The organism is Methylobacterium fujisawaense, from assembly GCF_039619325.1.
In the GTDB taxonomy this organism is placed as follows: domain Bacteria; phylum Pseudomonadota; class Alphaproteobacteria; order Rhizobiales; family Beijerinckiaceae; genus Methylobacterium; species Methylobacterium fujisawaense.
Map to the genome: position 1 here is coordinate 4,980,000 of NZ_CP155000.1, position 26,482 is coordinate 5,006,481.

General features: G+C 69.3%; 27 protein-coding genes. 13 read left to right on the forward strand and 14 right to left on the reverse strand.

Features of this window, described 5'->3' with window-relative positions; all coding sequences use genetic code 11:
* The first annotated feature begins 84 nt into the window (after positions 1-84).
* From ABC766_RS23610 to ABC766_RS23620, 3 genes are all read left to right on the forward strand, one after another.
* Complete coding sequence (locus ABC766_RS23610; protein ID WP_043378674.1) at positions 85-468, forward strand: hypothetical protein; 384 nt, start codon at positions 85-87, stop codon at positions 466-468.
* A gap of 140 nt (positions 469-608) precedes the next feature.
* Positions 609-2,801, forward strand: coding sequence for a transglycosylase domain-containing protein (locus ABC766_RS23615; RefSeq protein ID WP_345819669.1), 2,193 nt, complete (start codon positions 609-611; stop codon positions 2,799-2,801).
* A gap of 252 nt (positions 2,802-3,053) precedes the next feature.
* Positions 3,054-4,604: a sensor domain-containing diguanylate cyclase gene (locus ABC766_RS23620; protein ID WP_345819670.1), complete on the forward strand. Its 1,551-nt coding sequence runs from the start codon at positions 3,054-3,056 to the stop codon at positions 4,602-4,604.
* A gap of 13 nt (positions 4,605-4,617) precedes the next feature.
* Here the strand turns inward: ABC766_RS23620 and ABC766_RS23625 are convergent, their stop codons facing one another.
* The gene (locus ABC766_RS23625) at positions 4,618-5,457 is read right to left on the reverse strand and encodes an aldo/keto reductase (protein WP_286963132.1); all 840 of its coding nucleotides are present in this window, start codon (positions 5,455-5,457) and stop codon (positions 4,618-4,620) included.
* Positions 5,458-5,738: 281 nt separating this feature from the next.
* Between ABC766_RS23625 and ABC766_RS23630 the strand changes: the two genes are divergently transcribed.
* From ABC766_RS23630 to ABC766_RS23640, 3 genes are read left to right on the forward strand one after another with little or no spacing between them, the layout of a single operon-like run.
* Positions 5,739-6,812 carry an adenylate/guanylate cyclase domain-containing protein gene (locus tag ABC766_RS23630; RefSeq protein WP_043378663.1) on the forward strand — a complete coding sequence of 358 codons (1,074 nt, stop codon included), beginning with the start codon at positions 5,739-5,741 and terminating at the stop codon, positions 6,810-6,812.
* Positions 6,812-7,015: a hypothetical protein gene (locus ABC766_RS23635; RefSeq protein WP_043378658.1), complete on the forward strand. Its 204-nt coding sequence runs from the start codon at positions 6,812-6,814 to the stop codon at positions 7,013-7,015. The genes ABC766_RS23630 and ABC766_RS23635 overlap by 1 nt, the downstream gene beginning before the upstream one ends.
* The gene (locus tag ABC766_RS23640) at positions 7,012-7,518 is read left to right on the forward strand and encodes a YaiI/YqxD family protein (protein WP_342145048.1); all 507 of its coding nucleotides are present in this window, start codon (positions 7,012-7,014) and stop codon (positions 7,516-7,518) included. The genes ABC766_RS23635 and ABC766_RS23640 overlap by 4 nt, the downstream gene beginning before the upstream one ends.
* Positions 7,519-7,549: 31 nt before the next feature.
* On the opposite strand, the gene ABC766_RS23645 is transcribed toward ABC766_RS23640, so the two are convergent.
* The 7 genes from ABC766_RS23645 to ABC766_RS23675 form a co-directional block, all read right to left on the reverse strand.
* Positions 7,550-7,810, reverse strand: a complete 261-nt coding sequence (locus tag ABC766_RS23645; protein ID WP_043378655.1) for a BrnA antitoxin family protein — start codon at positions 7,808-7,810, stop codon at positions 7,550-7,552.
* A 6-nt stretch (positions 7,811-7,816) separates the two neighbouring features.
* Complete coding sequence (locus ABC766_RS23650; RefSeq protein ID WP_051044989.1) at positions 7,817-8,146, reverse strand: hypothetical protein; 330 nt, start codon at positions 8,144-8,146, stop codon at positions 7,817-7,819.
* Positions 8,147-8,445: 299 nt separating this feature from the next.
* Positions 8,446-9,441, reverse strand: coding sequence for a TonB family protein (locus tag ABC766_RS23655; protein WP_345819671.1), 996 nt, complete (start codon positions 9,439-9,441; stop codon positions 8,446-8,448).
* A gap of 4 nt (positions 9,442-9,445) precedes the next feature.
* Positions 9,446-9,928, reverse strand: a complete 483-nt coding sequence (locus ABC766_RS23660) for an ExbD/TolR family protein (RefSeq protein ID WP_342145051.1) — start codon at positions 9,926-9,928, stop codon at positions 9,446-9,448.
* A gap of 53 nt (positions 9,929-9,981) precedes the next feature.
* The gene (locus tag ABC766_RS23665) at positions 9,982-10,671 is read right to left on the reverse strand and encodes a MotA/TolQ/ExbB proton channel family protein (RefSeq protein WP_043354911.1); all 690 of its coding nucleotides are present in this window, start codon (positions 10,669-10,671) and stop codon (positions 9,982-9,984) included.
* Positions 10,672-10,803: 132 nt separating this feature from the next.
* Positions 10,804-11,277: a hypothetical protein gene (locus tag ABC766_RS23670; RefSeq protein WP_043354914.1), complete on the reverse strand. Its 474-nt coding sequence runs from the start codon at positions 11,275-11,277 to the stop codon at positions 10,804-10,806.
* A 74-nt stretch (positions 11,278-11,351) separates the two neighbouring features.
* The gene (locus ABC766_RS23675; RefSeq protein WP_170861845.1) at positions 11,352-11,843 is read right to left on the reverse strand and encodes a hypothetical protein; all 492 of its coding nucleotides are present in this window, start codon (positions 11,841-11,843) and stop codon (positions 11,352-11,354) included.
* Positions 11,844-12,250: 407 nt separating this feature from the next.
* Here ABC766_RS23675 and ABC766_RS23680 point away from each other — a divergent pair, with 407 nt between their 5' ends.
* Entirely contained in the window at positions 12,251-12,679 is a 429-nt protein-coding gene (locus tag ABC766_RS23680; RefSeq protein ID WP_012320108.1) for an Hsp20 family protein, read from the forward strand.
* 98 nt (positions 12,680-12,777) lie between these two features.
* A complete protein-coding gene (locus tag ABC766_RS23685) occupies positions 12,778-13,062 on the forward strand; it encodes a DUF1150 family protein (protein ID WP_043354930.1) in 285 nt (94 codons plus the stop codon).
* 21 nt (positions 13,063-13,083) lie between these two features.
* On the opposite strand, the gene ABC766_RS23690 is transcribed toward ABC766_RS23685, so the two are convergent.
* Positions 13,084-13,851: an alpha/beta hydrolase gene (locus ABC766_RS23690; protein ID WP_345819672.1), complete on the reverse strand. Its 768-nt coding sequence runs from the start codon at positions 13,849-13,851 to the stop codon at positions 13,084-13,086.
* 107 nt (positions 13,852-13,958) lie between these two features.
* Between ABC766_RS23690 and ABC766_RS23695 the strand changes: the two genes are divergently transcribed.
* From ABC766_RS23695 to ABC766_RS23705, 3 genes are all read left to right on the forward strand, one after another.
* On the forward strand, positions 13,959-15,245 hold the full coding sequence (locus ABC766_RS23695; RefSeq protein WP_236952958.1) for a glycosyltransferase family 4 protein: 1,287 nt from the start codon (positions 13,959-13,961) through the stop codon (positions 15,243-15,245).
* 208 nt (positions 15,246-15,453) lie between these two features.
* Positions 15,454-15,975 (forward strand): translation initiation factor IF-3, encoded by a 522-nt coding sequence (gene infC / locus ABC766_RS23700; protein ID WP_020092802.1) that lies wholly within the window; start codon positions 15,454-15,456, stop codon positions 15,973-15,975.
* A 103-nt stretch (positions 15,976-16,078) separates the two neighbouring features.
* The gene (locus ABC766_RS23705; protein WP_342140880.1) at positions 16,079-16,864 is read left to right on the forward strand and encodes a molybdopterin-synthase adenylyltransferase MoeB; all 786 of its coding nucleotides are present in this window, start codon (positions 16,079-16,081) and stop codon (positions 16,862-16,864) included.
* On the opposite strand, the gene ABC766_RS23710 is transcribed toward ABC766_RS23705, so the two are convergent.
* From ABC766_RS23710 to rpmI, 5 genes are all read right to left on the reverse strand, one after another.
* Positions 16,853-17,734: a DUF1186 domain-containing protein gene (locus ABC766_RS23710; protein ID WP_342140881.1), complete on the reverse strand. Its 882-nt coding sequence runs from the start codon at positions 17,732-17,734 to the stop codon at positions 16,853-16,855. The genes ABC766_RS23705 and ABC766_RS23710 overlap by 12 nt on opposite strands.
* 9 nt (positions 17,735-17,743) lie before the next feature.
* Positions 17,744-20,164: a phenylalanine--tRNA ligase subunit beta gene (gene pheT, locus ABC766_RS23715; RefSeq protein ID WP_345819673.1), complete on the reverse strand. Its 2,421-nt coding sequence runs from the start codon at positions 20,162-20,164 to the stop codon at positions 17,744-17,746.
* 98 nt (positions 20,165-20,262) lie between these two features.
* On the reverse strand, positions 20,263-21,345 hold the full coding sequence (gene pheS / locus ABC766_RS23720; protein ID WP_345819674.1) for a phenylalanine--tRNA ligase subunit alpha: 1,083 nt from the start codon (positions 21,343-21,345) through the stop codon (positions 20,263-20,265).
* 156 nt (positions 21,346-21,501) lie between these two features.
* The gene (rplT, locus tag ABC766_RS23725) at positions 21,502-21,879 is read right to left on the reverse strand and encodes a 50S ribosomal protein L20 (RefSeq protein ID WP_043355811.1); all 378 of its coding nucleotides are present in this window, start codon (positions 21,877-21,879) and stop codon (positions 21,502-21,504) included.
* 51 nt (positions 21,880-21,930) lie between these two features.
* Positions 21,931-22,134, reverse strand: a complete 204-nt coding sequence (rpmI, locus tag ABC766_RS23730) for a 50S ribosomal protein L35 (RefSeq protein ID WP_007561407.1) — start codon at positions 22,132-22,134, stop codon at positions 21,931-21,933.
* A gap of 646 nt (positions 22,135-22,780) precedes the next feature.
* On the opposite strand from rpmI, the gene ABC766_RS23735 reads away from it, so the two are divergent.
* Positions 22,781-23,911, forward strand: a complete 1,131-nt coding sequence (locus tag ABC766_RS23735) for a glycosyltransferase family 4 protein (protein ID WP_342140884.1) — start codon at positions 22,781-22,783, stop codon at positions 23,909-23,911.
* Positions 23,912-24,059: 148 nt separating this feature from the next.
* On the forward strand, positions 24,060-26,405 hold the full coding sequence (locus ABC766_RS23740) for an amylo-alpha-1,6-glucosidase (protein ID WP_043378625.1): 2,346 nt from the start codon (positions 24,060-24,062) through the stop codon (positions 26,403-26,405).
* The last annotated feature ends 77 nt before the right edge of the window (positions 26,406-26,482 follow it).

Below are 26,482 nucleotides of genomic sequence, written 5' to 3' on the forward strand. Positions count from 1 at the left end.
TGCGGGCTGTTTTGGCACCGCCATGACGATGATCGGGCGGAGCCACCCGTGGTCGAACGGGATAGGGCGCCCCAGGAGGCCTTGATGAGGGATGCGTCCGCGCAGGAGCTTCTGTTGCTCAGCGCGCTGCAGGAATGCCGGATCCAGCTCGACGCGGCGCGCAAGGACGAGGCGGCCCGCGCCGCCGTCCGGGAGGAGCTGGAGGCTGCCCTTCGCCGCGAGGCGGCGCTCTCGGCGGTGGTCGCCGAGGAGCGCGAGCGGACGGAGGCCGTCCGTCTCGTGCTTCAGGCGCTGCTGATGAGCATCGGCTGGTTCGGCCTGCGCCGACGCCTGTTCCGGTCGCGCATCGCCCGGCTGGGCCGTGAGACGCCGGATTCAGGTCCGCAATCGGCCCGCCATTCCGTGCTGCTCGCGGAGGCCCGACGGGTGCTCGGCGCGCCGGTCGTCCAGCCTCCTGCCCAACGCTAGGGCGTATCGGCGCGCGGGATGGGGAACGGGCGCCGAACGCTTCGATAACGGCCCCTTAAACCGCCGCATTTAGCGTGCGGAAACCGTCCTGCGGCGCGCCCGACAGACGCGCTGCGGCGGAACATTCGTAGACGGGATGCATGGCCAAGGGTCGGGGCAGGATTGAGCCGAACTTCGACGTGCCCGAGGGGCGTGTCCGGGATCGCGGCGAACTCGATCTGCGCCTGTCCCGGGAGGACCGTCCCGGGGGGGCAGGAGACGGCGTGGCGAAGCGATCGGGCGGCGGAGGAGCGCGGCAGCCGAACAAGGCACTGGCGCGGACCACCGGGCGGGCGAAGGCCTCGGGTCGCGGCCGACGCCGGCGGTCCTGGCTCGGCCGCATCGTTTACGGCACCGTCGTCCTCGGTCTCTGGGCGGTGATCGGGCTTGCCGGGCTCATCGCCTACCACGCGTCGCAATTGCCGCCGATCGACCAGCTCGCGGTGCCGAAGCGGCCGCCCAACATCGCCATCCTGGCGAGCGACGGCTCGCTGCTCGCCAATCGCGGCGAGACCGGCGGCCGGGTGGTCTCGATCAAGGAATTGCCGCCCTACCTGCCGCGCGCCTTCGTGGCGATCGAGGATCGGCGCTTCTACCAGCATTTCGGCGTGGATCCGGTCGGCATCCTGCGCGCCATCGGTCAGAACCTGACCCGGCGCGGCGTCGCGCAGGGCGGCTCGACCCTGACGCAGCAGCTCGCCAAGAATCTGTTCCTGACGCAGGAGCGGACCGCCTCGCGCAAGATCCAGGAGGCGATCCTCGCGCTCTGGCTGGAGCACAAGTACACCAAGGACGAGATCCTCGAACTCTACCTGAACCGTGTCTATTTCGGCGCCGGCGCCTACGGCGTCGAGGCGGCCGCGCAGCGCTATTTCGGCAAGCCCGCCAAGGAGGTGAGCCTTGCGCAGGCCGCGATGCTCGGCGGCCTCGTTCAGGCGCCGTCGCGGCTCGCTCCGAACCGCAACCTCCCGGCCGCCCAGGCCCGCGCCGCCCAGGTGCTCGCCGCGATGCAGGAACTCGGCTTCGCCGCGCCGCAGGACGTGAAGGTGGCGCTCGCTCAGCCGGCCAAGCCCACCAATGCCCGCGGCGGCGGTTCGGCCAATTACGTCGCAGACCTCGTGATGGACGTGCTCGACGACTACGTCGGCAAGTTCGACACCGACATCACGGTCCAGACGACCGTTGATCCCGTCCTCCAGGCCGCTGCCGAGAAGGTGCTCACCGACGAGCTCAACGCCAAGGGCGCACGCTTCAATGTCGGCCAGGGCGCGCTGGTCTCGATGCGGCCCGACGGCGCGATCCGGGCGCTGATCGGCGGGCGCGACTACGCCCAGAGCCAGTTCAACCGTGCCACGACCGCGAAGCGCCAGCCCGGCTCCTCGTTCAAGCCCTTCGTGTACCTCGCTGCCGTGGAGCACGGCGCCACGCCCGACACGGTCCGCGAGGACGCGCCGGTCCGGATCGGCAACTGGGCCCCGGAGAACTACTCGCACCGGTACGAGGGGCCTGTCACCCTGCGGACGGCGCTTGCCCATTCGCTCAATACCGTCGCGGTGCGGCTCGGCCAGGAGGTCGGCCCGAAGACCGTGGTGCAGACCGCCCAGCGGCTCGGCATCACCTCGCCGCTCCAGGCCAACGGCTCCATCGCCCTGGGCACGTCCGAAGTGACGCTGCTGGAGATGGTCGGCGCCTACGGGGCCTTCGCCAACGGCGGCACCGGCGTGATCCCCTACGTGGTGACCGCCGTGAAGAGCCAGGGCGGCAAGGTCCTGTACAAGCGCTCCGACAACGGTCTCGGCCGGGTCATCGATGCCAACGCCGACGGCATGATGAATGCGATGATGCACGAGGTCTTCGTCAGCGGCACCGGCAAGAAGGCGGACATCCCGGGCTGGGATCTCGCGGGCAAGAGCGGCACCACGCAGGACTACCGCGATGCCTGGTTCATCGGCTTCTCGGGCAGCCTCGTCACCGGGGTCTGGCTCGGCAACGACGACGGCGAGCTGACCAAGAAGGTCACCGGCGGCAATCTGCCGGCCGACATCTGGAAGTCGTATATGACCCAGGCGCTGAAGGGGCAGACTCCGGTCCCGCTCCCCGGCCTGAACCGCTGGCGCAGGCAGCCGGAGACGACCGCCTCGGTGGCGAGTGCCGCGCCGCCTGCACCGGGCGGGCTCCTCGGGCAGATCCTGGGCGAACCGGAGGCGCCCGCGCCGCGCCAGTCCGCGCCGGCGCGGCGCGCTCAGAAGGATGACCGCAACTTCATCGAAAAGTTGTTCGGGATCGGCGACTGACGCCGCCGATCGGTGACGGCCCGGAGCTCGCCACCCCATCGCGGATCTGATCGACGGTGCTCGAAATCCGGCTGAGCGCGGATTTGACGCTGCAGCACTGACAGACCTGGCGCCGATTGATCTATATTGGCGCAAGTCGGACGCTTCTTAATTCCTAAAATAACGCCTTTTTCAATATTCGGGACTCAGAATTCGGGTCGATAGCAAGTCCGCTCCCCGGTTGCCGGGGCCGGCGGCAACCCGATCGAGCCCATGGTCCCGCGCGCGACTGCCACAGCGATCCGAGTCCACCTCGCCGATCGCGCCTCGCGTCTGATCGCGCTGGGGGGCACGTGCCTGCTGCTCTGCCTGACGCTGCTCGGGGTCTATCTCTGCCTCGATCTGCGCGATGTCGCTTGGCACAATGCGCGGCGCAACGCTGCGAACCTTCTGGCCGTGATCGAGGAGGGGGTCGGCCACAGCCTGCGGGTCTACGATTTCTCTCTGCAGAGTTCCGCACGCTTGGCGCACCGCGCGGACATCATAACCCTTGACCCGGAACTGAGACGCCTGGCCGTGTTCGACACCGCCGTCGCGGGCTCCGGTCTCGGCCCGATCACCGTCACGGATGCGGCGGGTGATGTCCAACTCACGAGCGATCCCAACCTGCGGAACCGGCCCAACCTGAGCACGCTGCCGGAATTCCAGATCCACAAGTCCAATCCCGATGCGGGTCTGATCCTCACAGGGCCGACTCAGTCCCTTCTCACCGGGGAGCGCATTATCCGCATGACCCGGCGGATCCAGACGGCAGACGGCTCCTTCGCGGGGATCGTGTACGGATCGATCAGACTCGCGCATTTCCGGGCGCTCTTCGACCGGCTGCGTTTCGATGACGGTATCGCCCTAAACGTGTTCCATCGGGACGGGACGCTCCTGATCCGCGCGCCGGCCCGGCCGCAACTGCTCGGGCAGAGCATCCGTGCAAGTCCGGCCCATGCGTTCTATCAGGCGCATGCCCGCGGCGAGTTTCAGGGACAGTCGGCCTTGGACGGCGTAGACCGAGTCTACAGCTTCGCGAATCTCGACGACCTGCCGCTGATCGTGACGGTGGCTACGGATGTCGACAGCATCCGCGAGGTCTGGATCTATAAGGCGGCGATCGTCGGTATCCTGATCCTCAGTCTCTGCGTCCTCACCTTCGGGTTGACAATTCTGCTTCACCGGGAGGTGGGGCGCCGGGCGGCCGCGGAGGCCTCCACGCGCGAAGCGAATGCTGCACTCGCGGTGCTCGCCCGGACCGACGGCTTAACCGGGCTGCCGAACCGGCGCAGCTACGACGAACACTTCGCCGTGGAGTGGACCCGTGCCGCGCGACTGCGGACTCCGTTGGCCCTGATGATCGTCGATGCCGACCACTTCAAGCAGTTCAACGACCGCTTCGGCCACCAGCGCGGCGACGAGGTGCTCAAGGCGGTGGCGCTGTGTCTGCAGCAGACGCTCGATACCGGCGGGCTGAGCTTCCGGATCGGCGGCGAGGAATTCGTCGCGCTGCTGCCGGGACTCGATGCGACGGCGGCGGGGGCGGCGGCGGAGCGCATCCGCCGCGCGGTGGTGAGCCTCGGGATCCCCCATGCTCCGGACGTCGGCGGCAGCGCCACGGTCAGCATCGGCGTGGCCTCCGCCGATCCGGCCAGCGGGAATCCGCCCGATGGCCTCTTCACGGCGGCGGACGCGGCCCTCTACGCCGCCAAGAAGGCCGGACGCAATCGGGTGCGGGCCGCGCCGCCGCCTGCCCCCCCGACACTGGCGATGCGGGCCTGAGCCGGCCCGCGGCTCAGAGCATGGGCAGGATCCGGGGGCGTGGCCCCCGAGGGAAATGCGCGTCGATCAGGGCGATCTCGGCCGCACCCAGATGCAGGTCCGCCGCGCCGGCATTCTCGATGGCCCGGTCCGGGCGACCGGTCTTCGGAATCGTGAAGGTGCCGGGCAGCCGGGTTAGGAAGGCGAGGGCCACGGCGTAGGGCGTCGTCCCATGGCTCTGCGCGATGCCCGCCAGGACGCGGCCGCCAGCACTGTCCGGATCGGGAAAGTCGCCGCTGCCGAAGGGCGAGTAGCCGACCATCGCGACGCCGTGCTTCTCGCACCAGGGCAGCACGGCATGCTCGATGGCCCGCTCGTTCAGGTGGTAGAGGACCTGATTGCAGGCGATCCGGTCCGGCCCCGCGATGGCGAGGGCGCGGTCGAGATCCTCGACGTCGAAATTGCTGACACCCCAGGATAGGATCTTGCCCGCCCGGCGCAGATCCTCGAAGCCCGCGATCGTCTCCTCGAGGGGGTGCTGGCCCGGCCAGTGCAGCAGATAGCTGTCCAGCCGATCCGTCCGCAGCCGTCGGAGCGAGGCCTCGCAGGCCCGCGCCACGCCGCGGCGCGTCGCATTGCCAGGGACCACCTTCGAAACGAGGAAGACCTCCTCGCGGCAATCCGCGATGGCGGCGGCGACGATTGCCTCCGCGTCGCCGTACATCTCCGCAGTGTCGATATGGGTCATGCCGGCGTCGATTCCGGCCCGCAACGCGCGGATCGCATCCGTCCGGTCCGAACTGTCGATGTGCCACGTGCCCTGGCCGATGACCGGGACCGAGACGCGCATCGCGCCGAAGCTCCTGGCATACATGGCAGCGCTCCCTTTTCGCTGTCACAGGGGTTGCTGACGGCGATCCGGTCTGGATCGGGCCGCCGACGTGTCATGGGTCCGCCGTTCAACTCCCCGGCACGCCTTACTCGCGCCATCTTGGGGCGTTGAGCAATGGCTGGCGGCCTTCCGCGACGCTAAACTTTAGGCCCAGGCTCGAGGTCAGGCGGCGCGGGTATGCCGAGCCTGCGCCTCCCGCAGGGCGCCGCCGCGCCCGGCCACGCGACACCCGGTCCGTCAGTGGCCATGCTGGAGATGTGTCGATGCTGCCGGCCCATCGGATATTCTGGGGTCTGATCCTGCTGGCGGCGGCCGGCGCGGGGTTGCTCTACAACATCATCTTCGCGGCTGGCGCCTCTCCCCTCGCCGGATTCACCTACGGCCTCTGCATGGGTGCCACGGTGCTGGCTTTCGACCGCGGGCTGATCCTGGCCGGCCTGCAGACGCGGATCCGCCGCCTGCCGGCGTGGCTCTACGTGCTGGCCGCGGAACTCGCCTACGTCCTGATGATCATGGCGGGCAACGCCCTCGGCGGCTTGGTCGTCTGGGCCTTCGCCCTGACACCGGACGATCTGACGACCGCGACCCGGATGACCGCGCGGGTCCTCGCCTACGCCTTGGCCGTGTCCGGCCTCCTCGTCTTCGTGATCCGGATGCGCGATCTGATCGGCGGCGAGGTGTTCGTGAACTTCATGATCGGCCGCTACCACAAGCCGGTGGCGGAGGAGCGGATCTTCCTGTTCCTCGACGTCGTCGGCTCCACCGCCTTCGCGGAGGCGCACGGGGACCTGCGCGCCCAGGAGTATCTCGGGGCCGTGTTCGCGACGCTGGCCGAGCCGGTGCGGCGCAACGGCGGATCCGTGGACGACTATGTCGGCGATCTCGCCATGGTGACCTGGCCGATGGCCCGCGGCCTCAAGGACGCGCGCTGCATCACCTGCCTGTTCGACGTGCTCGACCGGATCGAGGCGGATGCCGCGGCCTGGACCACCCGATTCGGGACGGTGCCGCGGCTGCGGGCGGCGCTGCATGGCGGCTCGGTGGTCACGGCCGAAGTCGGAGTCGACCGCCACAAGATCGCGTATTTCGGCGACGCCGTGAACGTGACGTCGCGGATCGAGGCCCTGTGCCGCCCGCTCGGGGTCGGCATCCTGATCTCGCAGGATCTCCTCGGCCGTCTTCCGCGCCTGCCAGCCGGCGTTCGGGCGCGCTCTCTCGGCGCCCATGCCCTCCGCGGCCGCGGCGCGCCGTTGTCCGTGGCGACGCTGGAGCGTGGTCCTGCCGAGAGTGCCGCCGTGGCGGATCTGGCGCCGCGCCGCGCTGCGGTCGCCCGCTGATGGCCCGTGTCAGCGCCGCCCGCGCCAATACCCTGATCGCCGTCAAGATGGCGCTCCGTTTCGGCCTGCCGCTGATCGGGGTCGTGGTCTTCGGCCGCGCTATCGTGCTGTCGGTGGGCGGCGATATCGAGCGCTGGCAGTTCGGCCTGGGTGTGCTTCTGATTTTGGCGGGCTTCATCTCGAAGGTCGTGCCCCGGTCATGAGCGCTGCCACGAGCGACCCGACGCGTGCCATCCCGACCGGCCCGGCGATCTATCTCGACGCCGATGCATGCCCGGTGAAGGACGAGACCTACCGGGTGGCCGCGCGCTACGGCCTCACCGTCCACGTCGTCGCCAACAGCGTGCTGAACCTCCCGCGCGAGCCCTGGATCGAGCGCGTGGTGGTCGGTTCGGAACTCGATGCCGCCGATGACTGGATCGCCGCGCGGGCCGGACCCGGAAGCATCGTGCTCACCGCCGATGTTCCGCTGGCTGCGCGCTGCGTGAAAGCCGGCGCCACGGTTCTGGCCTTCACCGGTAAGCCATTCAGCGAGTCCGGGATCGGCCTCGCGCTCGCCACACGCGACCTGATGCAATCGTTGCGCGAAGCCGGAACCATCACGGGCGGGCCGAAGCCGTTCTCGCGCGCAGACCGATCGGCCTTTCTGTCCGCCCTTGACCGGGCGGTGAACCGGATCCTGCGTGACCGGCCGAAGCCGGGCTGAGACCCGGCCGCCCTCCGATCAAATGGACGATTCAGGCGTCGTCCGCTGGGACGAGGCTTCTGAGCGCCTCGTTGATGCGGTCCTGCCAGCCCGGCCCGTCCTTCTGGAAATGCGCGAGCACGGCGCTGTCGAGACGCAAGCTCACCACCTCCCGCGAGCCGGGGATCGTCGTCGGCCGTGCGGCCGGTTGCGGCGGCGGGGCAGCCGGCTTCGGGGTCGTGGCGGCCCGGAAAGCCGCCTCGGCGGTCGCGCGCGGATCGGTGAATCGGCGGCGGTTGCGGTCCTCGGCCATCGACCCCTAATCCTTCGCGGTCGTCTTCTTCGGTGCCGCCTTCTTCACGGCCTTCTTCGCGGTGCCTTTGGCGGCCGCCTTGGCTTCCTTCTCGGCCGCCTTGGCCTGCGCGTCTGCGGCCTCCTTGGCGAGGCGCAGCGAGCGCAGCCGAAGCGTCCGCTCGTCCACAGCCTTGATGGCCGCGTGATGCTCCGCCATCGCCTGGGCGCCTTCGCGCGCCATGCGCTCCGCACGTTCCGCACGCTCGGCGCGGTTCTCGGCACGCGTCTTCGCTTCCGCTTCCGCGTCGCGGACGGCATTCACCTCGTCGAGGTCAAACTCAGTCTCGTCGCTCATCCTGTCCCTTTCACCCCGGCTCGACGGATCCGACCCGACGCATCCTGCGCGAGACGGTGTCTGAGCGGGTCCGGCCTGTTCGACGGGCGGAGGGCAAGGCCGGATCATTCGCCCTCCCGCACCGCCGTCAGGCGCGCAAGGAGAGCAGCTTCGCGAAGGCTTTAGCATGCCCGCGACGCCGATGGCGAATCCGGATCGACGGTCGGGACTGACCGCGCACACCCTTCGTGCGAGTCCACCTGTCCATGCGGCCCGGGTCCGCGTTCTGACGAGGGATATCGGCCCCGATCGTCGTTCGATCAGCGCACGCCGAACCGAAGCGGGATAGAGACCGTCAGGTTCGACAGCGTGACACCAGGCGGCGCCGCCGGCATGCTGCCGCGCACCGCCGCGAGGGCGGCGCTGTCGATCTGGCCGATCCCGCTTGAGCGGGCCAGGCCCGCGCCCGTCACCTGGCCCGAGCGCATCACGGTAAAGCGCACCACCGCGGTCCCGCCCCCGGTTCCGACGGCCGCGTTCACGTTCATCCGGCTGTGGATCGCTGCGCTGATCGCGCCCTGCCATTGCCGCATGGCGCTCGGATCGTTGCCTGCGGCGGCCCGGCCGACCGCATTCTGGCGCGAGGCCGAGGCCGAACTCCGCTCGGCGCCCGCTCGGGCCTTGGCCTCACGCGCCTTCGCCTCGCGCGCGGCCTTGGCTTTCGCCTCGCGGATCTCCTCCAGGCGCTCCTGACGCGCCTCTTCGCGCTTCTGCTCGCGGAGCTTCTCCTCACGGATCTTCCGCAGCTTGGCCTCCCGCTCCGCCTTGAGCTTGGCGGGGTCGAGTGTGGGCTTCGGCGGTTCCTCGGTCTTGGCGACCTCGGTGGGCGGCGCCGCCAGCGGCTCGGCCGCCTCCGACGTGGAGGTGATCACTTGGTTCTGCGCCTCGACCGGCTGCGCCTCCGCCGGCGCTTCGACCGGCTGGGTGTCCTCCGGCTTGACCTCGGTCATCTCGGTCGGCGGCGGGGGCTGGACGGCCTCGTCGGGCGGCGCGTCCACCGGCTTCGTCTCCGGCGGGGCCTCCTGACTCATCTGCTGCTCCGCCGGAGCTTCGGTGGTCGCATCCGTCATGAGCGGCGCGAGGTCGACGGTGATCTGCTGCTCGCCAGGCGGCGCGGGCGGGGCCAGCCGCAGGAACATCATCGCGGCCAACGCAAGCGCATGCAGCCCGAGGGCGACCAGGAAGGCGGCGACCAGCCCGGACGGGCGGCGCTCGCCGGCCCCGACCGGCAGATCCGTCGACGTGAAGGTGCTCATCGGTTCAGCGCGCGGTCCCTGCGGGGGCGGCCGGTGCGGCGGCCGCTGCCGGAGCGGCGCCGCCGGGCGACTGCGCGATCAGCGACACCTTGGTGAAGCCGGCCTGGCCGACGAGGCCCATCACCTCCATCACCTTGCCGTAGGGCACGTCGCGGTCGCCGCGCACGAGGATGACCTGATCCTTGTCGGCAGCCGCCATCTCGCGCAGGCGCGGCACGATGCTGTCCATCGTGAACACCTCCTTGGCGATGGACGGGTTGCCGTCCTTGTCGACCGTCACCTCCGCGGGCTTCTTCGACTGCGCGACTTTGGGAGCCGCCGTCTTCGGCAGCTGGACCGGCACGCCGGTGGTCATCAGCGGTGCGGCGACCATGAAGATGATCAGGAGCACGAGCATCACGTCGACCATCGGCGTGACGTTGATGTCGGACATCGGCATGTCGTCGAGGTCGTCGTCGTCGTTCGCGCGAAGGGATCCCATCGCCATGGGGCGTCTCCGGTACCGTTACGTTCGGTTCTGTGCGGGCGGGCGCGGCGGCTCTATTCGGCAGCCGCCCGATGGGCGCCGGCGCGGTCGCGCGCGAGACGGTTGCCCAGAACCGAGATGTAGGACGAGAAGGTGCTCTGGATGCCGCTCACGTCGCTCGACAGCTTGTTGTAGGCCATCACCGCCGGGATCGCGACGACGAGACCGATCGCCGTGGCGAACAGCGCCTCCGCGATGCCCGGGGCCACCACGGCCAGCGACGTGTCCTGGCTCCGGGCGATCGACGAGAACGAGTTCATGATGCCCCAGACAGTCCCGAACAGCCCGACGAACGGGGCCGTGGAGCCCGAAGTCGCCAGCAGCGACAGGCCGGTGCGCAGGCGCTTCACCTCGAGGGTGAGGGCGCCCTTCATCGCCCGCTCGATCCGGTCGCGGCGCTCGGCGCGGGTCTCGGAGGAATCCTGATCGCGCCACGCGTCGATGGCCGCCTTCACCACGTGGCCGGCGATGCCGCGATGCTCGCCGTCGAGGCTGCCGCCGGAGCGGACCAGCGTGGCGAAGGCCTTGGCCTGACGCCGGGCGGCGGCCAGCCGGATGATCTTCTCGAACACCACCGTCCAGCAGGCGATCGAGGCGATCACCAGCAGGATCATCACGCCCTTCACGATCGGGTCGGCCTGCAGGAACAGACCGAGGAAGGAGAAGTCGTGGGCCGCCTCGATCGGCGCTTGTGTCGGGTCCATCGCGGGCTCCTGGCGTCTTGGTCTCACGCGGCCTTGCGCCGCCGTCATCTCGGGGTGCGGCGAAAGCCGCAGGCCGCCCGGCGACCCTCGCCGCCGGGCGGTTTGGTCTGATCGACCGTCAAACCATCCGCATCAGCGGTCGAACGGGAGGCCGGCCTTGCTGTCGGTCTCGGTTCGCTCGAGGCAGGCCTCGCGCGCGGAATCACCGCCGTCGCAGGCCAGAACGTCGTTCAACAGGACGCGCCCGACCTTGTTGCAGGCGATGCCGGGGAAGTCGAAGATCTTGACGGTGGTCTTCTTCGGCGGCAGCGGACCGAGCTCCACCGCGACACGCTTCTGCGCGACGCCCTCCGGGTCGAAGGCGAAGAGATCCACCTTGTAGGATTTCAGGCCGGGCCCCTTGTTGTCGATCACCATGGTGATCCGGCAGGCCTCGCCCGCAGTCTCGACCTTGTTGAGCTGCAGCTTGATCGGCGCGGACTTCTCCGCGGCATCCTGCGCCAGGGCCGATACCACGAGGAGCGCCGAGAGCGCGAAGCAGGCCGCCGTGTCGAGGGCGATACGCCCGATCCGCCGACGGTACAGGGGGGCGCGCAGGGCAATCACCGTGACCAAGTCCTTTTCAAGTGTCTGCCGGCCGGCGTTTCGCGCCGCGCCGGCCGGGCGGGTTGGGGGCCGGATCAGTGAAGCACCGCGCCGGCGGGGCAGGAGGCCGGGGCGAGGCGTTGGGCCGCCGCATCCAGCGGCCCGACGGCCGCGCGGACCGCCGCCACGAGGCGGGGCGCCGCCTCCCGTCCGGTGATCTCGGCGGCGGCCGCCTCCAGATCCGTCCAGAGGCGCTGACGCCCCCGGTTGATCAGCGTCACCAGGGCGCATTCGTGACCGGTCACGCGGCAGCAACTCGCCGGCATGAACGACCAGTCGCCGTCGCGCTCCGCCCGCAGTGCCCGGATGATCGCGACCACACAGGCGACGAAGCGGCAGCCTTCGGTCGGCCCGAGCAGCTGCTCGGCGCCGTCGAAGGCCGCGTTCCAGCAGGCGACGTCGCTGGTCATGTAGCCGGCGGCCACGAAACGGGCCACCGACAGGGCCAGGATATCAGCCTCATCGCCGCAGATATCGGCGACGCGCCGCATCGCCGCATGATCAGTCCGGGTCAGGGGCGCGCTCATGGACTGCGGTGCCTCGCGTCGCAGGACAACTTGCATAGACCGACCGTCATGGTCGGATCATCTTCTTTCGCGGCAGTATCCAGGCCGGCCGCCCGGATCAAGGCCCAGCGAGAAAATCAGAGCAGTTCCAAACTGTTAGAGGAAAGCGTGGCCGTTCACGTCTTTGCCTATGCGTCCCGGTAATTTTTGCCTAATTATCCTGGATTGGATCGGACCTCGCCGTCCGGACGAAACCCGCGGCCTCCCTTGATGGCCCGGACGGCCTTGGCCATATCTCGTTGTTGCCGGCGACGTCTCGTCCGGCGGAGCGCTACTTCGGTGGGCTCCCTGTCGACGAGGTGCTCAGGCATCCCGGGATTGCGGCGGATCCCGGGGTCGGAGGCCTCGCTTTCTGGATGATGGCCGCGATGACCCGATCTTCGCCCTTCGGGCACCCGTTCCTGCTCGGCTTCGACGAGATCGAACAGGCTCTCGACCGCGTCTCAAAGGCCGCCAATGACGGCTATCCACCCTACAACATCGAGCGGCTGCCCCGCACTGAGAGCGAGCCCGAGCGCCTGCGCATCACGCTGGCGGTCGCCGGCTTCACCCGCGACCAGTTGGACGTCATGCTGGAGGAGAGCCAGCTCGTCGTGCGCGGTCGCCAGGTCGACGAGCGCGAGAGGCACTTTCTTCACCGCGGCATTGCGGCGCGCCAGTTCCAGCGGGCCTTCCTCCTCGCCGACGGCATGGAGGTCCTCGGGGCCGACCTCGCCAACGGCCTGCTGTCGATCGATCTGGTCCGTCCGGAACCGGACCGCATCGTGCGCAAGATCGATATCGGCGCCCGCGGCTGAGACAGATTGATTGGACGGCGCGGATCCCCACATCAGCGGGGAGCCGCCGAAGCCTTCAGGATCGGCGGCGGACGCTCTGCCACCCCAGGAGGGCTTTGATGACCAATCTGAACCCGTCTCCGTTGACCCCGGCCGATCTCGACCCGGCCGATTTTGCGCCCGCCGATCTCGCGGCCTTGGGCGAGGGTCACATCGCCTATGTCCGGCCCATCCGGTCCGACGAGGTCCGCCGTTTCTTCCCACAGGCGCCCGAGCTGTTGCCAGGCCTCGATCTGTTTGCCCTGCTCTCGGCGAGTGGCGCACCGATCATGCTCGCCGATTCGCGGGACGTCGTCCTGGCGAATGCGGTCGCGCAGGACCTGCAGCCGGTCAGCCTCCACTGACCGCTCCGGCCGAGGAACCGGTCAGGCGATCTCGTCCACTGCGGCGACCAGGCGCGCGATGTCCTGCGGCCGCGACAGGCGGTGATCCCCGTCGGCGATGAGCGTCAGCACGGTGCCCTCGGCCGGCAGCCGGCCGAGGATCTTCAGGGCGTGGGTGTAAGGCACATCGGTGTCCCGCATGCCCTGGAGGATCTGGACCGGGCAGGCCGGATCGACCGTGTCGCCGAGCATGCAATGGCGCCGCCCGTCGTCGATGAGGTTCAGGGTGATCGGGTCCGGTTCCGACCCGTAGTCGCTGGGCCTCCGCAAGATGCCGTCCCGGATCAGCATGGCGCGGGCCGCCTCGCCGAGGCGGTTCCAGATCAGCTCTTCGGTGAAATCCAGGGCCGGGGCTATGAGCACGAGACCGGCGGTCGCCTGACCTCCGTTCGCCCGGTCGCGGGCGGCCAGGCAGGCGATCCACCCCCCCATCGACGAGCCGATGAGAATCGGCGCCTCCGTGGCGTAGGCGGCCAGGACGGCCTGCGCGTCCTCGAGCCACGAAGAGATCGTGCATTCCGTGAAGGTGCCGCTCGAGGCCCCATGCGCGGCATAATCGAAGCGGATGAGCGTGCGGCCTCTCTGCGAGGCCCAGGCATCCAGCGCCGTCGCCTTGGTGGCCGTCATGTCGGAGCGGAATCCGCCGAGCCAGACGACCGGTGGACCGCCCCCCTGACGCACCCGCACGGCGATGCGCCGGGCGGCCTCGCCCGTGCCGACGGTGAGGAACTCGGGGGCCATATCCGACATCGTTCTCTCCGATATCCCTGTCTCGACGTGGAAGAAGTCCGGACCTGAACGGTTCGGCTTCAACTCTCGTTTACCGGACCGTAAAGCCCGGCGGCGATGCTGGATCAATGGTAGCGAGCATTTGGCAGATACCGGTCGGGGGCCTGCGCGTCCTCGCCGATGGACCGCGGACGGGCGAAGGTACACACGCCTTGTCGGGTTTTCCCGCGGAAGTCGGGGCCCTTGCGGGCGCTCGCGTCCTGCAGATCATTCCCGAACTCGACGCCGGAGGCGCCGAGCGCACCACCGTCGATGTCGCCGGCGGCCTCGCGGCCGTGGGCGCCCGCGCGCTGGTGGCGACCGAGGGTGGACGGCTCGTCGGGGAATTGCAGGCCAAGGGCGGCCACTGGCTTCGCTTCCCGGCCGCCGCGAAGAATCCGGCGCTGATGGCCGTGAACGTCCTGCGGCTCATGGCCCTCTGCCGCCGCGAGCAGGTGCAGATCATCCATGCCCGCTCCCGTGCGCCCGCCTGGGTCGCCCTCGGAGCGGCGCGCCGGCTCGGCCTGCCGTTCGTCACTACCTATCACGGCAGCTATTCCGGCCGGACCAACGTCAAGGTTCTGTACAACTCGGTGATGGCCCGCGGCGACGTGGTCATCGCCAACTCGCACTACACCGCAGACCTGATCCACCGGCTGCATGCCGAGCAGGCTGGCGACCGCGTGCGGGTCATCCATCGCGGCACGGATCTCGGCGTGTTCAACCCGGTCGCCGTCGGCGCCGTACGGGTCGAGGCGCTGCGCCGGAGCTGGAATGTCGCGCCGCACGAGCGCGTGATCCTGCTGGCCGCCCGCCTCACGGCCTGGAAGGGCCATCGGGTGCTGATCGAGGCGGCCGCGCAGATGCGCGACCGCGGCGTTCCCGATCTGGCGGTGGTCCTGGCGGGAGACCCTCAGGGACGCGCCTCCTACGAGCGCGAACTCGATGCGCTGATCGCCGCGCGCGGGCTCGAAGGCATCGTCCGGCGGGTCGGTCACTGCACCGACATGCCGGCCGCCTTCCGGGCCGCCTCGGTGGTGGCGGTGCCGTCCGTTGAGCCGGAGGCCTTCGGCCGTTCGGCCGTGGAGGCGCAGGCGCTCGGTACACCGGTGGTGGTATCCGATCTCGGGGCCGTACCGGAAACCGTACTGGCGCCGCCGGAGACGCCAGCGGGCCAGCGTACCGGATGGCGCGTCCCGGCCGGCGACGCAGCCGCGCTCGCCACATCCCTGACCGAGGCCCTTTCCCTCGGCGCCAGCGCCCGCGACGCCCTTGGGCGGCGGAGCCGTGCGCATGTCGCGGCGCATTTCTCCCTCGAGCGCATGGTCGGCGACACGTTGGCGGTCTATGCGGGGCTGCTCGGCCGCTTGCCCTGAGCGGCCGGCTGACCCGGAAAGCGGACCGAGACGCCGCGGCCGATTATTTTCGGCACCGCGGCTTCAGGCGGTTGACTCTGGTCGCGGTTCCACCAACGTTGTACGTCCGGAAGAGACCGGGGCGGCAGGCGGCCAGGAGATCCTTCTGGGAACCGCCGTTTCGCCGTTGCAGCAGGAGACCTAAGCCATTCGTAGACCGATGAGAGCCATGCCGGCCCCGCAGAAGGACGGGCCGCGCGCCAACCGCGACATTCGCGGTGTGCGGGAAGTGCAGCTGATCGACGATACCGGGCAGAACCGCGGCGTCGTCCCCTTCTTCGACGCCCTCAATCTGGCTGAGGAAGCCGGTCTCGATCTCGTGGAGATCGCGCCGAACTCCGTGCCGCCCGTCTGCAAGCTGCTCGATTACGGGCGCTTCCGCTTCAACGAGCAGAAGAAGCAGAACGAGGCCCGCAAGCGCCAGAAGACCGTCGAGGTGAAGGAGATCAAGCTCCGCCCCGGCATCGACAAGCACGACTACGACACCAAGATGAAGTCGGTGCACCGCTTCTTCGAGGAAGGCGACAAGGTCAAGGTGACCCTGCGCTTCCGCGGTCGTGAGATGGCTCACCAAGATATCGGTCTGCGCCTCCTGGAGCGCGTGAAGAGCGAGACGGCGGAGATCGCCAAGGTCGAGAGCGAGCCGATGCTCGAAGGCCGCCAGATGATCATGATCCTGGCGCCGCGCTGAGCGGCACCGATCCCGAGACGCGAGACCCGCGCCGCCTCCTCACCGGGGCGGCGTTGTCTTTTCAGCGCTTCCGATTGGCGGCGCCGCGGATTAAGGGGCAGCCATGGCCCTCGCTCCCGATGAGATCGAACGCTATGCCCGCCACCTCGTCCTCGCCGAGGTCGGCGGCCCCGGCCAGGCCCGGATCAAGGCCGCCCGGATCCTGGTCGTCGGGGCCGGGGGGCTCGGCGCGCCGCTGATCCAGTATCTCGCCGCCGCCGGAATCGGGACGATCGGAATCGTCGACGACGACGCGGTTTCCCTTTCGAACCTCCAGCGGCAGGTGATCCACGGCACGCCGGATCTCGGCCGGCCGAAGGTCGAGAGCGCCGCCGACGCGGTGGCGCGGCTCAACCCGCACGTGACCGTCGTCCCGCATCCGGTCCGGATCGATCCGGACAACGCCGTCGACCTGATCACCGGCTACGACCTCGTGGCCGACGGATCCGACAATTTCGCCACGCGCTACGCGGTGTCGGATGCCTGTTTCCGCGCGCGCCGCCCGCTGGTGACGGCGGCGCTCGGCCGCTTCGACGGGACGCTGACCACGATCCGCGCCCACGAGACCGGGCCGGACGGGACGCCGAACCCAACCTATCGCTGCCTCTTCCCGAACCCGCCCCCGCCCGGCAGCGTGCCGGCCTGCGCGGAGGCCGGCGTGCTGGGAGCCCTGGCCGGGGTGATGGGCTCGTTGATGGCCATGGAGCTGCTCCGCGCGGTGGCGGGCTTCGGAGAGCCCCTGGTCGGGCGCCTCCTGATGGTCGATGCCCGCGCCATGCGGTTCGAGACGCTGAGCTACGGCTGGGATCCCGACAACCCGCTCAGCGGTACCGCTGCCTCAGCGGCCTAGGGAACCCGGCGGCATCCACGGGCCCTCGACGGTCTCGGCACCGAGGCAGCACTTCTTGAACTTCTTCCCGGAGCCGCAGGGACACGGATCGTTGCGGCCGACGTCCTTGAGCGGATTGCGCGTCGGCTCCCCCGCGCCCTCCTCGGCCCAGTCGAGGGCTTCCACCGGTTCGTCGAGGTAGCCGTACTGGTAGGGGCCGAGCCGGTCGCGGTCGTCCGGATTGGCCTCGGCCTTGCGCAGAGCGTCTTTGAACCACCCGGCGTCGCTGATCTCGTCTGTGAGGCGTCCGTCGGCACGGGCCGCAGCCGCCCGAGGTGCGAGGTCCCGGAAGCCGAGATGGGCGATCGTCTCCTCCCAGCCGACCCAGGCCGGCGCCTCTTCAACGGCCGCCTGAGCGTCGTCGAACCGGACCAGCAGGTCGTGCATCGCGGCCCGATCGATCCGACCCTCCAGGGTCAGGAAGGTGCAGGCGCTGAGCAGCGCCATGCGCACGTAATCGTCCACCGTGCTGTCCAGGATCAGGCGGAACAGCGGCTGCGGATCGCCGTCGAACAGGCTCGCCAGGACCTTGGCAAGGGTCGCCGTGACGGCATCGCCGAGGAGGGCGTCGAGGGTTTCCTCGTCGTGCCGGAGCAGCCTCAGCAGCGGTGCCAGGGCGCGCGTATCCCGGGCATGGGCCAGGACGTGCAGGCCCCAGAAGAGAAGGTTCGTCTCCTCCGGCGTCAGCTCACGTCCGTCGGCCGCGCCCTCCAGCAGCGGCAGCGTCGCCTCCGCGACGGCGGACGGGTGCTTGAGCGCTTCCCGCAACGCCGCCTTCGGTCGGTATTCGGCCGCCGCGAGGTCTTCGATCAGCAGGGCGATCCGGTCCATGGCGGCGCCTCAGGTCCGAAGGGTCGCGCCGGTTTTGCGGGACACCTCGGCGACGATCCTGGCGCTCACCGCCTCGATCTCCGCGTCGGTGAGGGTCCGCTCGACGGGCTGCAGGCGCACCGCGATCGCCACCGACTTCGCGCCGTCCGGCACGCCGGGTCCCTCGTACAGATCGAACACGTCGACGCCGGTGACGAGCTTGCGCTCGGCGTTCTGTGCGGCCTTCACGAGGTCACCCGCCGGCACGTCGCGGCCGACCACGAAGGCGAAGTCCCGCGACAGCGGCTGGAGCTCCGACAGCACCAGGGCGGCCTTGGCCTTGGTCGGCTTGTGCTTGGGCAGGGGCAGGGCGTCGAGGACGATCTCGAAGGCCACGAGGGTGCCCTTCAGGTCGAGGGCCTGGAGCGTCCGCGGATGCACCTCGCCGAACCAGCCGATCTCGGTCTTCGGACCGAAGCGCAGGGTGCCCGAGCGGCCGGGATGAAGCCAGGACGGGCCGCCGGCGGTGATCTGGAGGCCGCCGGTCGGAACGCCGAGGCTGCCCAGCAGGGCCAGGGCGTCGGCCTTGGCGTCGAAGGCGTCGACGGTCCCGGCCGTGCCGTGCCAGTGGCGCCCGGCGCCCGAGAGACCGGCACTGCCGCGCCGGACCGCCGCCGCCCGGATGGTCTGGCCCTCCGGCGCATCGGAGGCGAAGCACTGGCCGACCTCGAACAGGGCCGCGTCCGGATATCCCCGGTCGGCATTGCGCTGCGCCGCCCGCAGGAGCCCCGGCAGCAGGCTCGGCCGCATGTCCGACAGTTCCGCGGCAATGGGATTGGCCAGGACCAGATCGGCACCGCCGCCGCCGAACAGTTCGGCATCGCCATGCGGGACGAACGACCACGTGACCGCCTCCATGAGGCCCCGGCTCGCCAGGGCCCGCTTCGCGGTGCGGGTCCGCTTCTGCATCACCGTCAGCAGCGGACGGCCGATTCCTTCGAGCGGGGGCAGGGGCTTGGCCTCGATCCGGTCCAGCCCGGCGATGCGCACCACCTCCTCGACGAGGTCGGCCTTGCCTTCGACATCGGGCCGCCAGGACGGCGTCAGCACCTTCACCTGGTCGCCGGTCCCCGTGATGTGGAAGCCCAAAGTCTCCAGGATCAGCTTCATCTCGACACGCGGCACATCGAGGCCGGCCAGGCGGCGGACCTCGGTCCACGGGAAGTCGATGATCCGCTCGGATTCGGGCGTCTCGCCGACGATGTGCGCCTCGGTCGGCGTACCGCCGCACAGGTCCACCACCAAGCGCGTCGCGAGATCGAGGCCCGGCAGCGTGAAGGCCGGATCGACACCCCGCTCGAACCGGTAGCGCGCGTCGGTGATGAGGCCGAGGCGGCGGCCCGTCTGGGCGATGTTGGCCGGGTCCCAGAGCGCCGATTCGATCAGCACATCCGTGGTGCCGGCGTCGCAGCCGGAGTCCTGGCCGCCCATGATGCCGGCGATGGATTCGACGCCGTTCCGGTCTGCGATCACCACCATGTCGTCGGTGAGCGCGTGGGTCCGGCCGTCGAGGGCGAGCAGGCTTTCGCCCTCGCGCGCACGGCGCACGGTGAGCGGCCCGGCGACCTTGGCGGCGTCGAAGACGTGGAGCGGGCGACCGCGATCGAAGGTCACGTAGTTGGTGATGTCGACGAGCGCATTGATCGGGCGCAGGCCGATGGCCCGCAGCCGGGCCTGCATCCAGCCCGGCGACGGCCCGTTCGTGACCCCGCGGACGAGCCGCAGGGCGAAGAGCGGGGCGAGGTGCCGGTCGGCCGGCTCGAAGGCCAGCTCCACCGCGACCGGGCAGGGGCCCTCGCCGCGCACGCCCGGCAGCGTCTCGCGCTTGAGCGTGCCGAGGCCGGCGGCCGCGAGATCGCGGGCGATGCCGTGGACCGAGGTGCAGTCCGACCGGTTCGGCGTCAGGTTGATCTCGATGACCGGATCGTCGAGCCCGGCATAGAGGGCGTAAGCCTGGCCGATCGGTGCGTCGGTCGGGAGCTCCATGATGCCGTCATGGTCGTCGCCGAGGCCGAGCTCGGCGCCCGAGCACAGCATGCCGCGGCTCTCCACGCCGCGGATCGTGCCCACCGACAGGGTGATGTTCTTACCCGGAACGTAGGTGCCCGGCGGCGCGAAGACCGAGACGAGACCGGCCCGGGCGTTCGGCGCTCCGCAGACCACCTGCACGGGCGCGCCCGCGCCCGTCTCGACGGAGCAGACCCGCAGCCGGTCGGCGTTCGGGTGCTGCTCGGCCGTCAGAATCTTCGCGATCACGTAGGGCTTCAGCGCGGCGGCCTTGTCCTCGACGCCCTCCACCTCCAGGCCGATCCGCGTCAGCGTCTCGGCGACGGTGTCGAGGGTGGCCTCGGTGTCGAGGTGGTCCTTGAGCCAGGAGAGGGTGAATTTCATGATGGACCTTCGAGAGCCCGATATCGGCTCGACCGTCGGAGGAACAGGATGGCGGGGCCGTCACCGGAGCCGGAGGGCCCCGGTGAGGCCGGTGCGGCTCAGCCCGTGAGGCCGCCCACGAGGCTCGGAACGTCGAGCGGGCGGAAGCCGTAATGGTCGAGCCAGCGGACGTCGGCCTCGAAGAACGGCCGCAGGTCCGGCATGCCGTATTTCAGCATGGCGATTCGGTCGATGCCGACACCGAAGGCGAAGCCCTGCACGGCATCCGGGTCGAGCCCGCAATTGCGCAGCACGTTCGGATGCACCATCCCGCAGCCCAGGATCTCCAGCCAGTCGTCGCCCTCGCCGAAGCGGATCTCGCCGCCCTTGCGCGAGCACTGGATGTCGACCTCCGCGGAGGGCTCGGTGAAGGGGAAGAAGGACGGGCGGAAGCGCATCTTCACGCTGTCCACCTCGAAGAACGCCTTGCAGAACTCCTCCAGCACCCATTTCAGGTTGGCGATGTTGGCCGCCTTGTCGATCACCAGCCCTTCGACCTGATGGAACATCGGCGTGTGGGTCTGATCGGAATCGTGCCGGTAGGTCCGGCCCGGGATGATCACCCGGATCGGCGGGGTCTGCGACCGCATGGTGCGGATCTGGACCGGCGAGGTGTGGGTGCGCAGCACCTTGCGCTTCCCGTCGCGGTCCGGCGCCAGGAAGAAGGTGTCGTGCATCTCGCGGGCCGGGTGCCCGGGCGGGAAGTTGAGCGCGGTGAAGTTCAGCTCGTCCGTCTCGATGTCCGGACCCTCGGCCACCGCGAAGCCCATATCGGCGAAGATCGCGGTGATCTCGTCGATCACCTGGGAGATTGGATGGATCCGGCCGCGCACCTCGGGGGCCTCGCGGACCGGCAAGGTCACGTCGACCCGCTCGGAGGCGAGGCGGGCCTCCAGGGCGGCCTCGGCGAGGGCGGTCTTGCGCGCGGTGACGGCGCCCTGGACCCGGTCGCGCAGGCCGTTGATGAGCGGGCCGCGCTCCTTGCGCTCCTCCGGCGTCATCGCACCGAGGGTCTTTAGCAGATCCGAGACACTGCCCTTCTTGCCGAGCGCGGCGACGCGGACCGCGTCGAGCGCCGCCTCGTCGGACGCCGCGCTCACCTGGGCCAGGAGATCGCGTTCGAGGGTATCGAGATCGGTCATCGCTGTCTTCGAGCAGGGTTGGCGGAGTCGGCCGTCGGGCCGTGCTCTCGCGCGTTGTGCGCCCGCACGCAAGCGCGGGGCAGGGGACCTCGTAAACGACGAAGGCGCGGCTCCCCGGGGAACCGCGCCTTCCGTACGTCTCGCCTCAGGCCTGGATCAGGCGGCCTTGGCGGTGGTCTGCGGCAGTGCGGCCTTCGCCTTCTCGACGACGGCGGCGAAGCTCGCCGGCTCGTGGATCGCGAGCTCCGACAGGGCCTTGCGGTCGACGACGATGCCGGACTTCGCCAGACCGTCGATGAAGCGCGAGTAGGTCAGGCCGTGCTCACGGACCGCCGCGTTGAGACGCTGGATCCAGAGGGCGCGGAACGTGCGCTTCTTGTTCTTGCGGTCGCGGTAGGCATACTGCATGCCCTTCTCGACCGCCTGCTTGGCGATCCGGATCGTATTCTTGCGCCGGCCGTAATAGCCCTTGGCGGCCTTCAGAACTTTCTTGTGCTTCGCGTGACTGGTCACGCCGCGCTTGACGCGGGCCATCGGTTATCTCCTGGATTCGACGAAAGACAGTGGCAACGGGTGTTGAAGGACTTACCGCGCGTTCGGCAGGAAGTACTTCTTCACGTTGGCGGCATCGCCCTCAAACAGGGTCGTGGTGCCGCGCAGGTTGCGGATCTGCTTGGTCGTCCGCTTGATCATCCCGTGGCGCTTGCCGGCCTGGGCGTACATCACCTTGCCGGTGCCGGTGATCTTGAAGCGCTTCTTCGCGCCCGATTTCGTCTTCAACTTGGGCATTTGGCTCTCCGTTGCGCGAAATGATCCCGGACCGCCCCGCAAGGGTCGGATGGGGTTCGCGCGCTGATGCTTCTGGTGGAGCAGCACGAGCCGCCACGGCAGCCCTATCGGCCGGGCGGTTCGACGCGGTGCGGCTTATGACAGAAAGCTGACGCGGCGGCAACGCCCGTGGGGCGGGACGCGGGCCGGGGGGCGGAGGGCCCTGGACATCCGCGTCGCCGCTCCGGGGCGCAGCGGGCGAGCCCGGGATCTAAAAGCGCCGACACAGCCGTTGCGGGCGCCCGGTCCGTATCCAGGTCCGGGATCTGCTGCGCCGTCCCGGGAGCACGGGTTTGTCGGGTCCGGGCGCAACCTGATCCCGATAGCCGGCGTTCGTGATCCTGAGGCGCATGGAGGCGATGCGCGTGTCCGGACCGGAGACGGGACGGCTCCACGCGACTGCCCCAATAGCAGCGGAAGGGGCGCCGGTGACCATGTCGCCGCCGCTGATTCGGAGGAATTCGGGGACAGCGAGCGCGCTGCACAAAACGGTGAGCGACACGGGGGTCGCCAGGAACCATAACCTTGGCCGTCTGTTTCATTCATGTCCCGCTCAGGCCGGCAGGGTTAGACCCCCCGTCAAATTCGGCCAACCAGGAGACACTTCGTGCGCATTGCCCAGATCGCTCCGTTGTCGGAGGCCGTCCCTCCGAAGTTCTACGGCGGCACCGAGCGCGTCGTCAGCTGGATTACAGAGGAACTGGTCCGCCAGGGTCACGAAGTCACGCTGTTCGCCAGCGGTGACTCCGAGACGTCTGCCAAGCTCGCAGCCTGCACGCCCGAGGGCCTGCGCTTGCTCGGCTACCGGGATCACACCGCCAGCCACCTGGCGATGCTGCATCAGGTGCACCGCCGCGCGCACGAATTCGACATCCTGCACTTCCACATCGACCTGCTTCAGTATCCGATGTTCGAGGATCTGAACCACAAGTGCATCACCACGATGCACGGTCGCCTCGACGTGCCGGACTTCATGCCGGTCTACCGCACCTTCACGGGCATGCCGCTGGTCTCGATCTCCGACAACCAGCGCCTGCCCATGCCGCCGACCTCCAACTGGCTGGCGACGATCCATCACGGCCTGCCGGCCGAGAACTGCCCGTATTACCCGGACGCCAAGGGCGGCTACCTCGCCTTCCTCGGCCGGATCTCGCCCGAGAAGCGGCCCGACCGCGCGATCGAGATGGCGATCCGCTCCGGCACGCCCCTCAAGATCGCCGCGAAGGTCGACAAGGCGGACCAGGATTACTGGGACGAGGTCATCGAACCGATGATCCATCACCCGCTCGTGGAGTATATCGGCGAGATCAACGAGGAGCAGAAGAAGGACTTCCTCGGCAACGCCCTGGCGCTCGCCTTCCCGATCGACTGGCCGGAGCCCTTCGGCCTCGTGATGATCGAGGCCATGTCGGCCGGCACCCCGGTGATCGCCTTCCGCAACGGCTCCGTGCCGGAAGTGATCAAGGACGGCGTCGGCGGCGTTCTCTGCGAGAGCATGGACGATGCCGTCGCGGCCGTCGCCAAGGTCAAGGCCATGAGCCGCGCCGGCGTGCGCCGCCACTTCGAGAGCGCCTTCACCGCCGAGTGCATGGTGAAGAAGTACGTCGCTGCCTACGAGGACCTGCTCGGCCGTGGCGCCGACGTGATCAAGCTGCCGAAGTCCGGCTACAAGGCGCAATACGGCGAGGTGAACGGCTCCGCACGGCCGGCGATCCCGGTCGCCGCCATGCCGGCCTGAAATCCGGCCCCGGGCTTGCGAGGCAGGTCCGGCTCGGCCTAGCGTCTTAAAGGCGACTCATCCGTAGGATGAACAGGGGCTGCCGCATCGAATGGATGCGGCAGCCCTCTCGATTCGCACCTCTCACTTGCACCCGGAGATGCCCTGCATGGCGGCGGACAACACGGCAGCGGCCCACGATGCGAAGGCCCGGACCGCGGAGAGCGCCGGAAGCGTGGCGCACGGTTTCCAGGACGCGGACGACGTCCTGCCGACCTATCACATCGAGGCGCACACCTCGCTTGTGGAGCGGCCCCTCCGCTCGCTGAAGTTCGGCGAGGCCTTCGGCGTTCTCGATTCCTACGGCGATATCGGCGTCCAGCCCGGCCCGGAGGGCCTGTATTTCCAGGACACGCGTTACCTGTCGCGTCTGGAAGTGACGGTGGAGGGTCAGCGCCCGCTGATGCTCTCCTCGGTGATGCAGGACGACAACGGCGCGCTCAGCGTCGACATGACGACGCCCGACATCCGTCTCGATGCCCATGACGAGACCTCGATCCCGCGCGAGACGATCGCCATCGAGCGCACCAAGTTCCTGTTCCGCGGGGCCTGCTACGACCGGATCGGTCTGCGCTCCTACGATTCGAAGCATCGCCGCCTGCGCATCGTCGTGACGTTCGACGCGGATTTCCGCGACCTGTTCGAAGTCCGCGGGACCGACCGCCAGGAGCGCGGCAAGCGCGGCGTCCTGGTGGCAAGCGATCGGGAGGTGCAGTTCCGCTATGTCGGCCTGGACGAGATCGTCCGGACGACGGCGCTGCATTTCGGCCCGAAGCCCAACTCGATCGAACCCGGCAAGGTGGTTTTCGATGTCTCGCTCCCGCCGGAGGGCCGGGCCTCGCTGTTCATCCGCGTGACCTTCGAGGCGCACCGGGCCTTCACCAAGCCGCCGACCGACACGATGGTCGGGGAGGACGCGGCCGCCAAACTGACCCTCGCGGCCAATGCCGGTGGCGCCCGGCGCGAGCCGAAGGATCTCGCCGAGGGCACGATCTTCGCCCGCGCCTATCGCGACTCGCGGCGCGATCTCCGGAGCCTCACCGCCGGGATCACCACGATCATCTCGTCGAACGACCAGTTCAACGAGGGCCTGTGCCGGGCCACGGCCGACCTCTACATGCTGGCGAGCCGCACCCCGGAGGGCATCTACCCCTTCGCCGGCATCCCCTGGTACTCCACGGTATTCGGCCGCGACGGCATCATCACGGCGATGATGGCGCTCTGGATCGACCCGAAATTCGCCCGGGGCGTGCTGCGCTACCTCGCCTCGACGCAGGCCAAGGCGGTCGATCCGGCCGCCGACGCCCAGCCCGGCAAGGTGCTGCACGAGACCCGGCGCGGCGAGATGGCGATGCTCGGCGAGGTGCCGTTCCGGCATTATTACGGCACCATCGACGGCACCCCGCTCTTCGTGATGCTGGCCTGGGAGTACTACGCCGTCACGGGCGATCTCGACACCGTTCGGGCGATCTGGCCCGCGCTGGAGCTCGCCCTGGAATGGATGGACCGTTACGGCGACCGGGACGGCGACGGCTTCGTCGAGTACGCCCGCGACACCGACAAGGGCCTGGAGAATCAGGGCTGGAAGGACAGCCACGATTCGATCTTCCACACCGACGGTCACCTGGCCAAGGGCCCGATCGCCCTCTGCGAGGTGCAGGGCTACGTCTACGCGGCCAAGAACGGAATGGCGAAGCTCTCGGCTCTGCTGGGGCACGACCCGATGGCCGAGCGCCTCACGCAGGAAGCCGTGGCGCTTCGCGAGAACTTCGATGCGGCGTTCTGGAACGAGGAGATCGGCACCTACGCCCTGGCCCTGGACGGCGCGAAGAAGCAATGCGCGGTGCGCTCGTCCAACGCGGGCCACGCCCTGTTCACCGGCATCGCCAAGCCCGAGAGGGCGTCACGGGTCGCCGAGACCCTGCTCGGCAAGGACGGCTTCAACGGCTGGGGGGTGCGCACCATCGCCAAGGGCGAGGCGCGCTACAATCCGATGTCCTACCACAACGGCTCGATCTGGCCGCACGACAACGCGCTGATCGCGATGGGTCTGGCGCGCTACGACCGCAAGCACGAGGCCGCCCGCATCTTCCAGGGCATGTTCGACACCTCGCTCTACCAGGACCAGAAGCGCCTGCCGGAACTGTTCTGCGGCTTCATGCGCCGCAAGCAGCGCGGGCCGGTCTCCTATCCGGTGGCCTGCAGCCCGCAGGCCTGGGCGGCGGCGGCGCCCTTCGCCTTCCTGGCGGCCTGCCTCGGTCTCGAACTCGACCACGAGCGCAACCGCGTCCGGCTCAAGAACCCGATCCTCCCGGCTTTCCTCGACGGTGTGACGCTCTACAACGTCAAGCTCGGCGGTTCGCGCCTGGATCTCCGCTTCCAGCGCTACGACGACGATGTCACCGTCTCGGTGCAGCGTCGCCACGGCGACGTGCAGGTGGTGGTGACCAAGTAGGGCCGGGCACACGGGAGTTCCGGGGCGGCCCGCTTCGGGGTAAGCGGGCCGCGCGGCACGTCACGCCGCCGAGGACG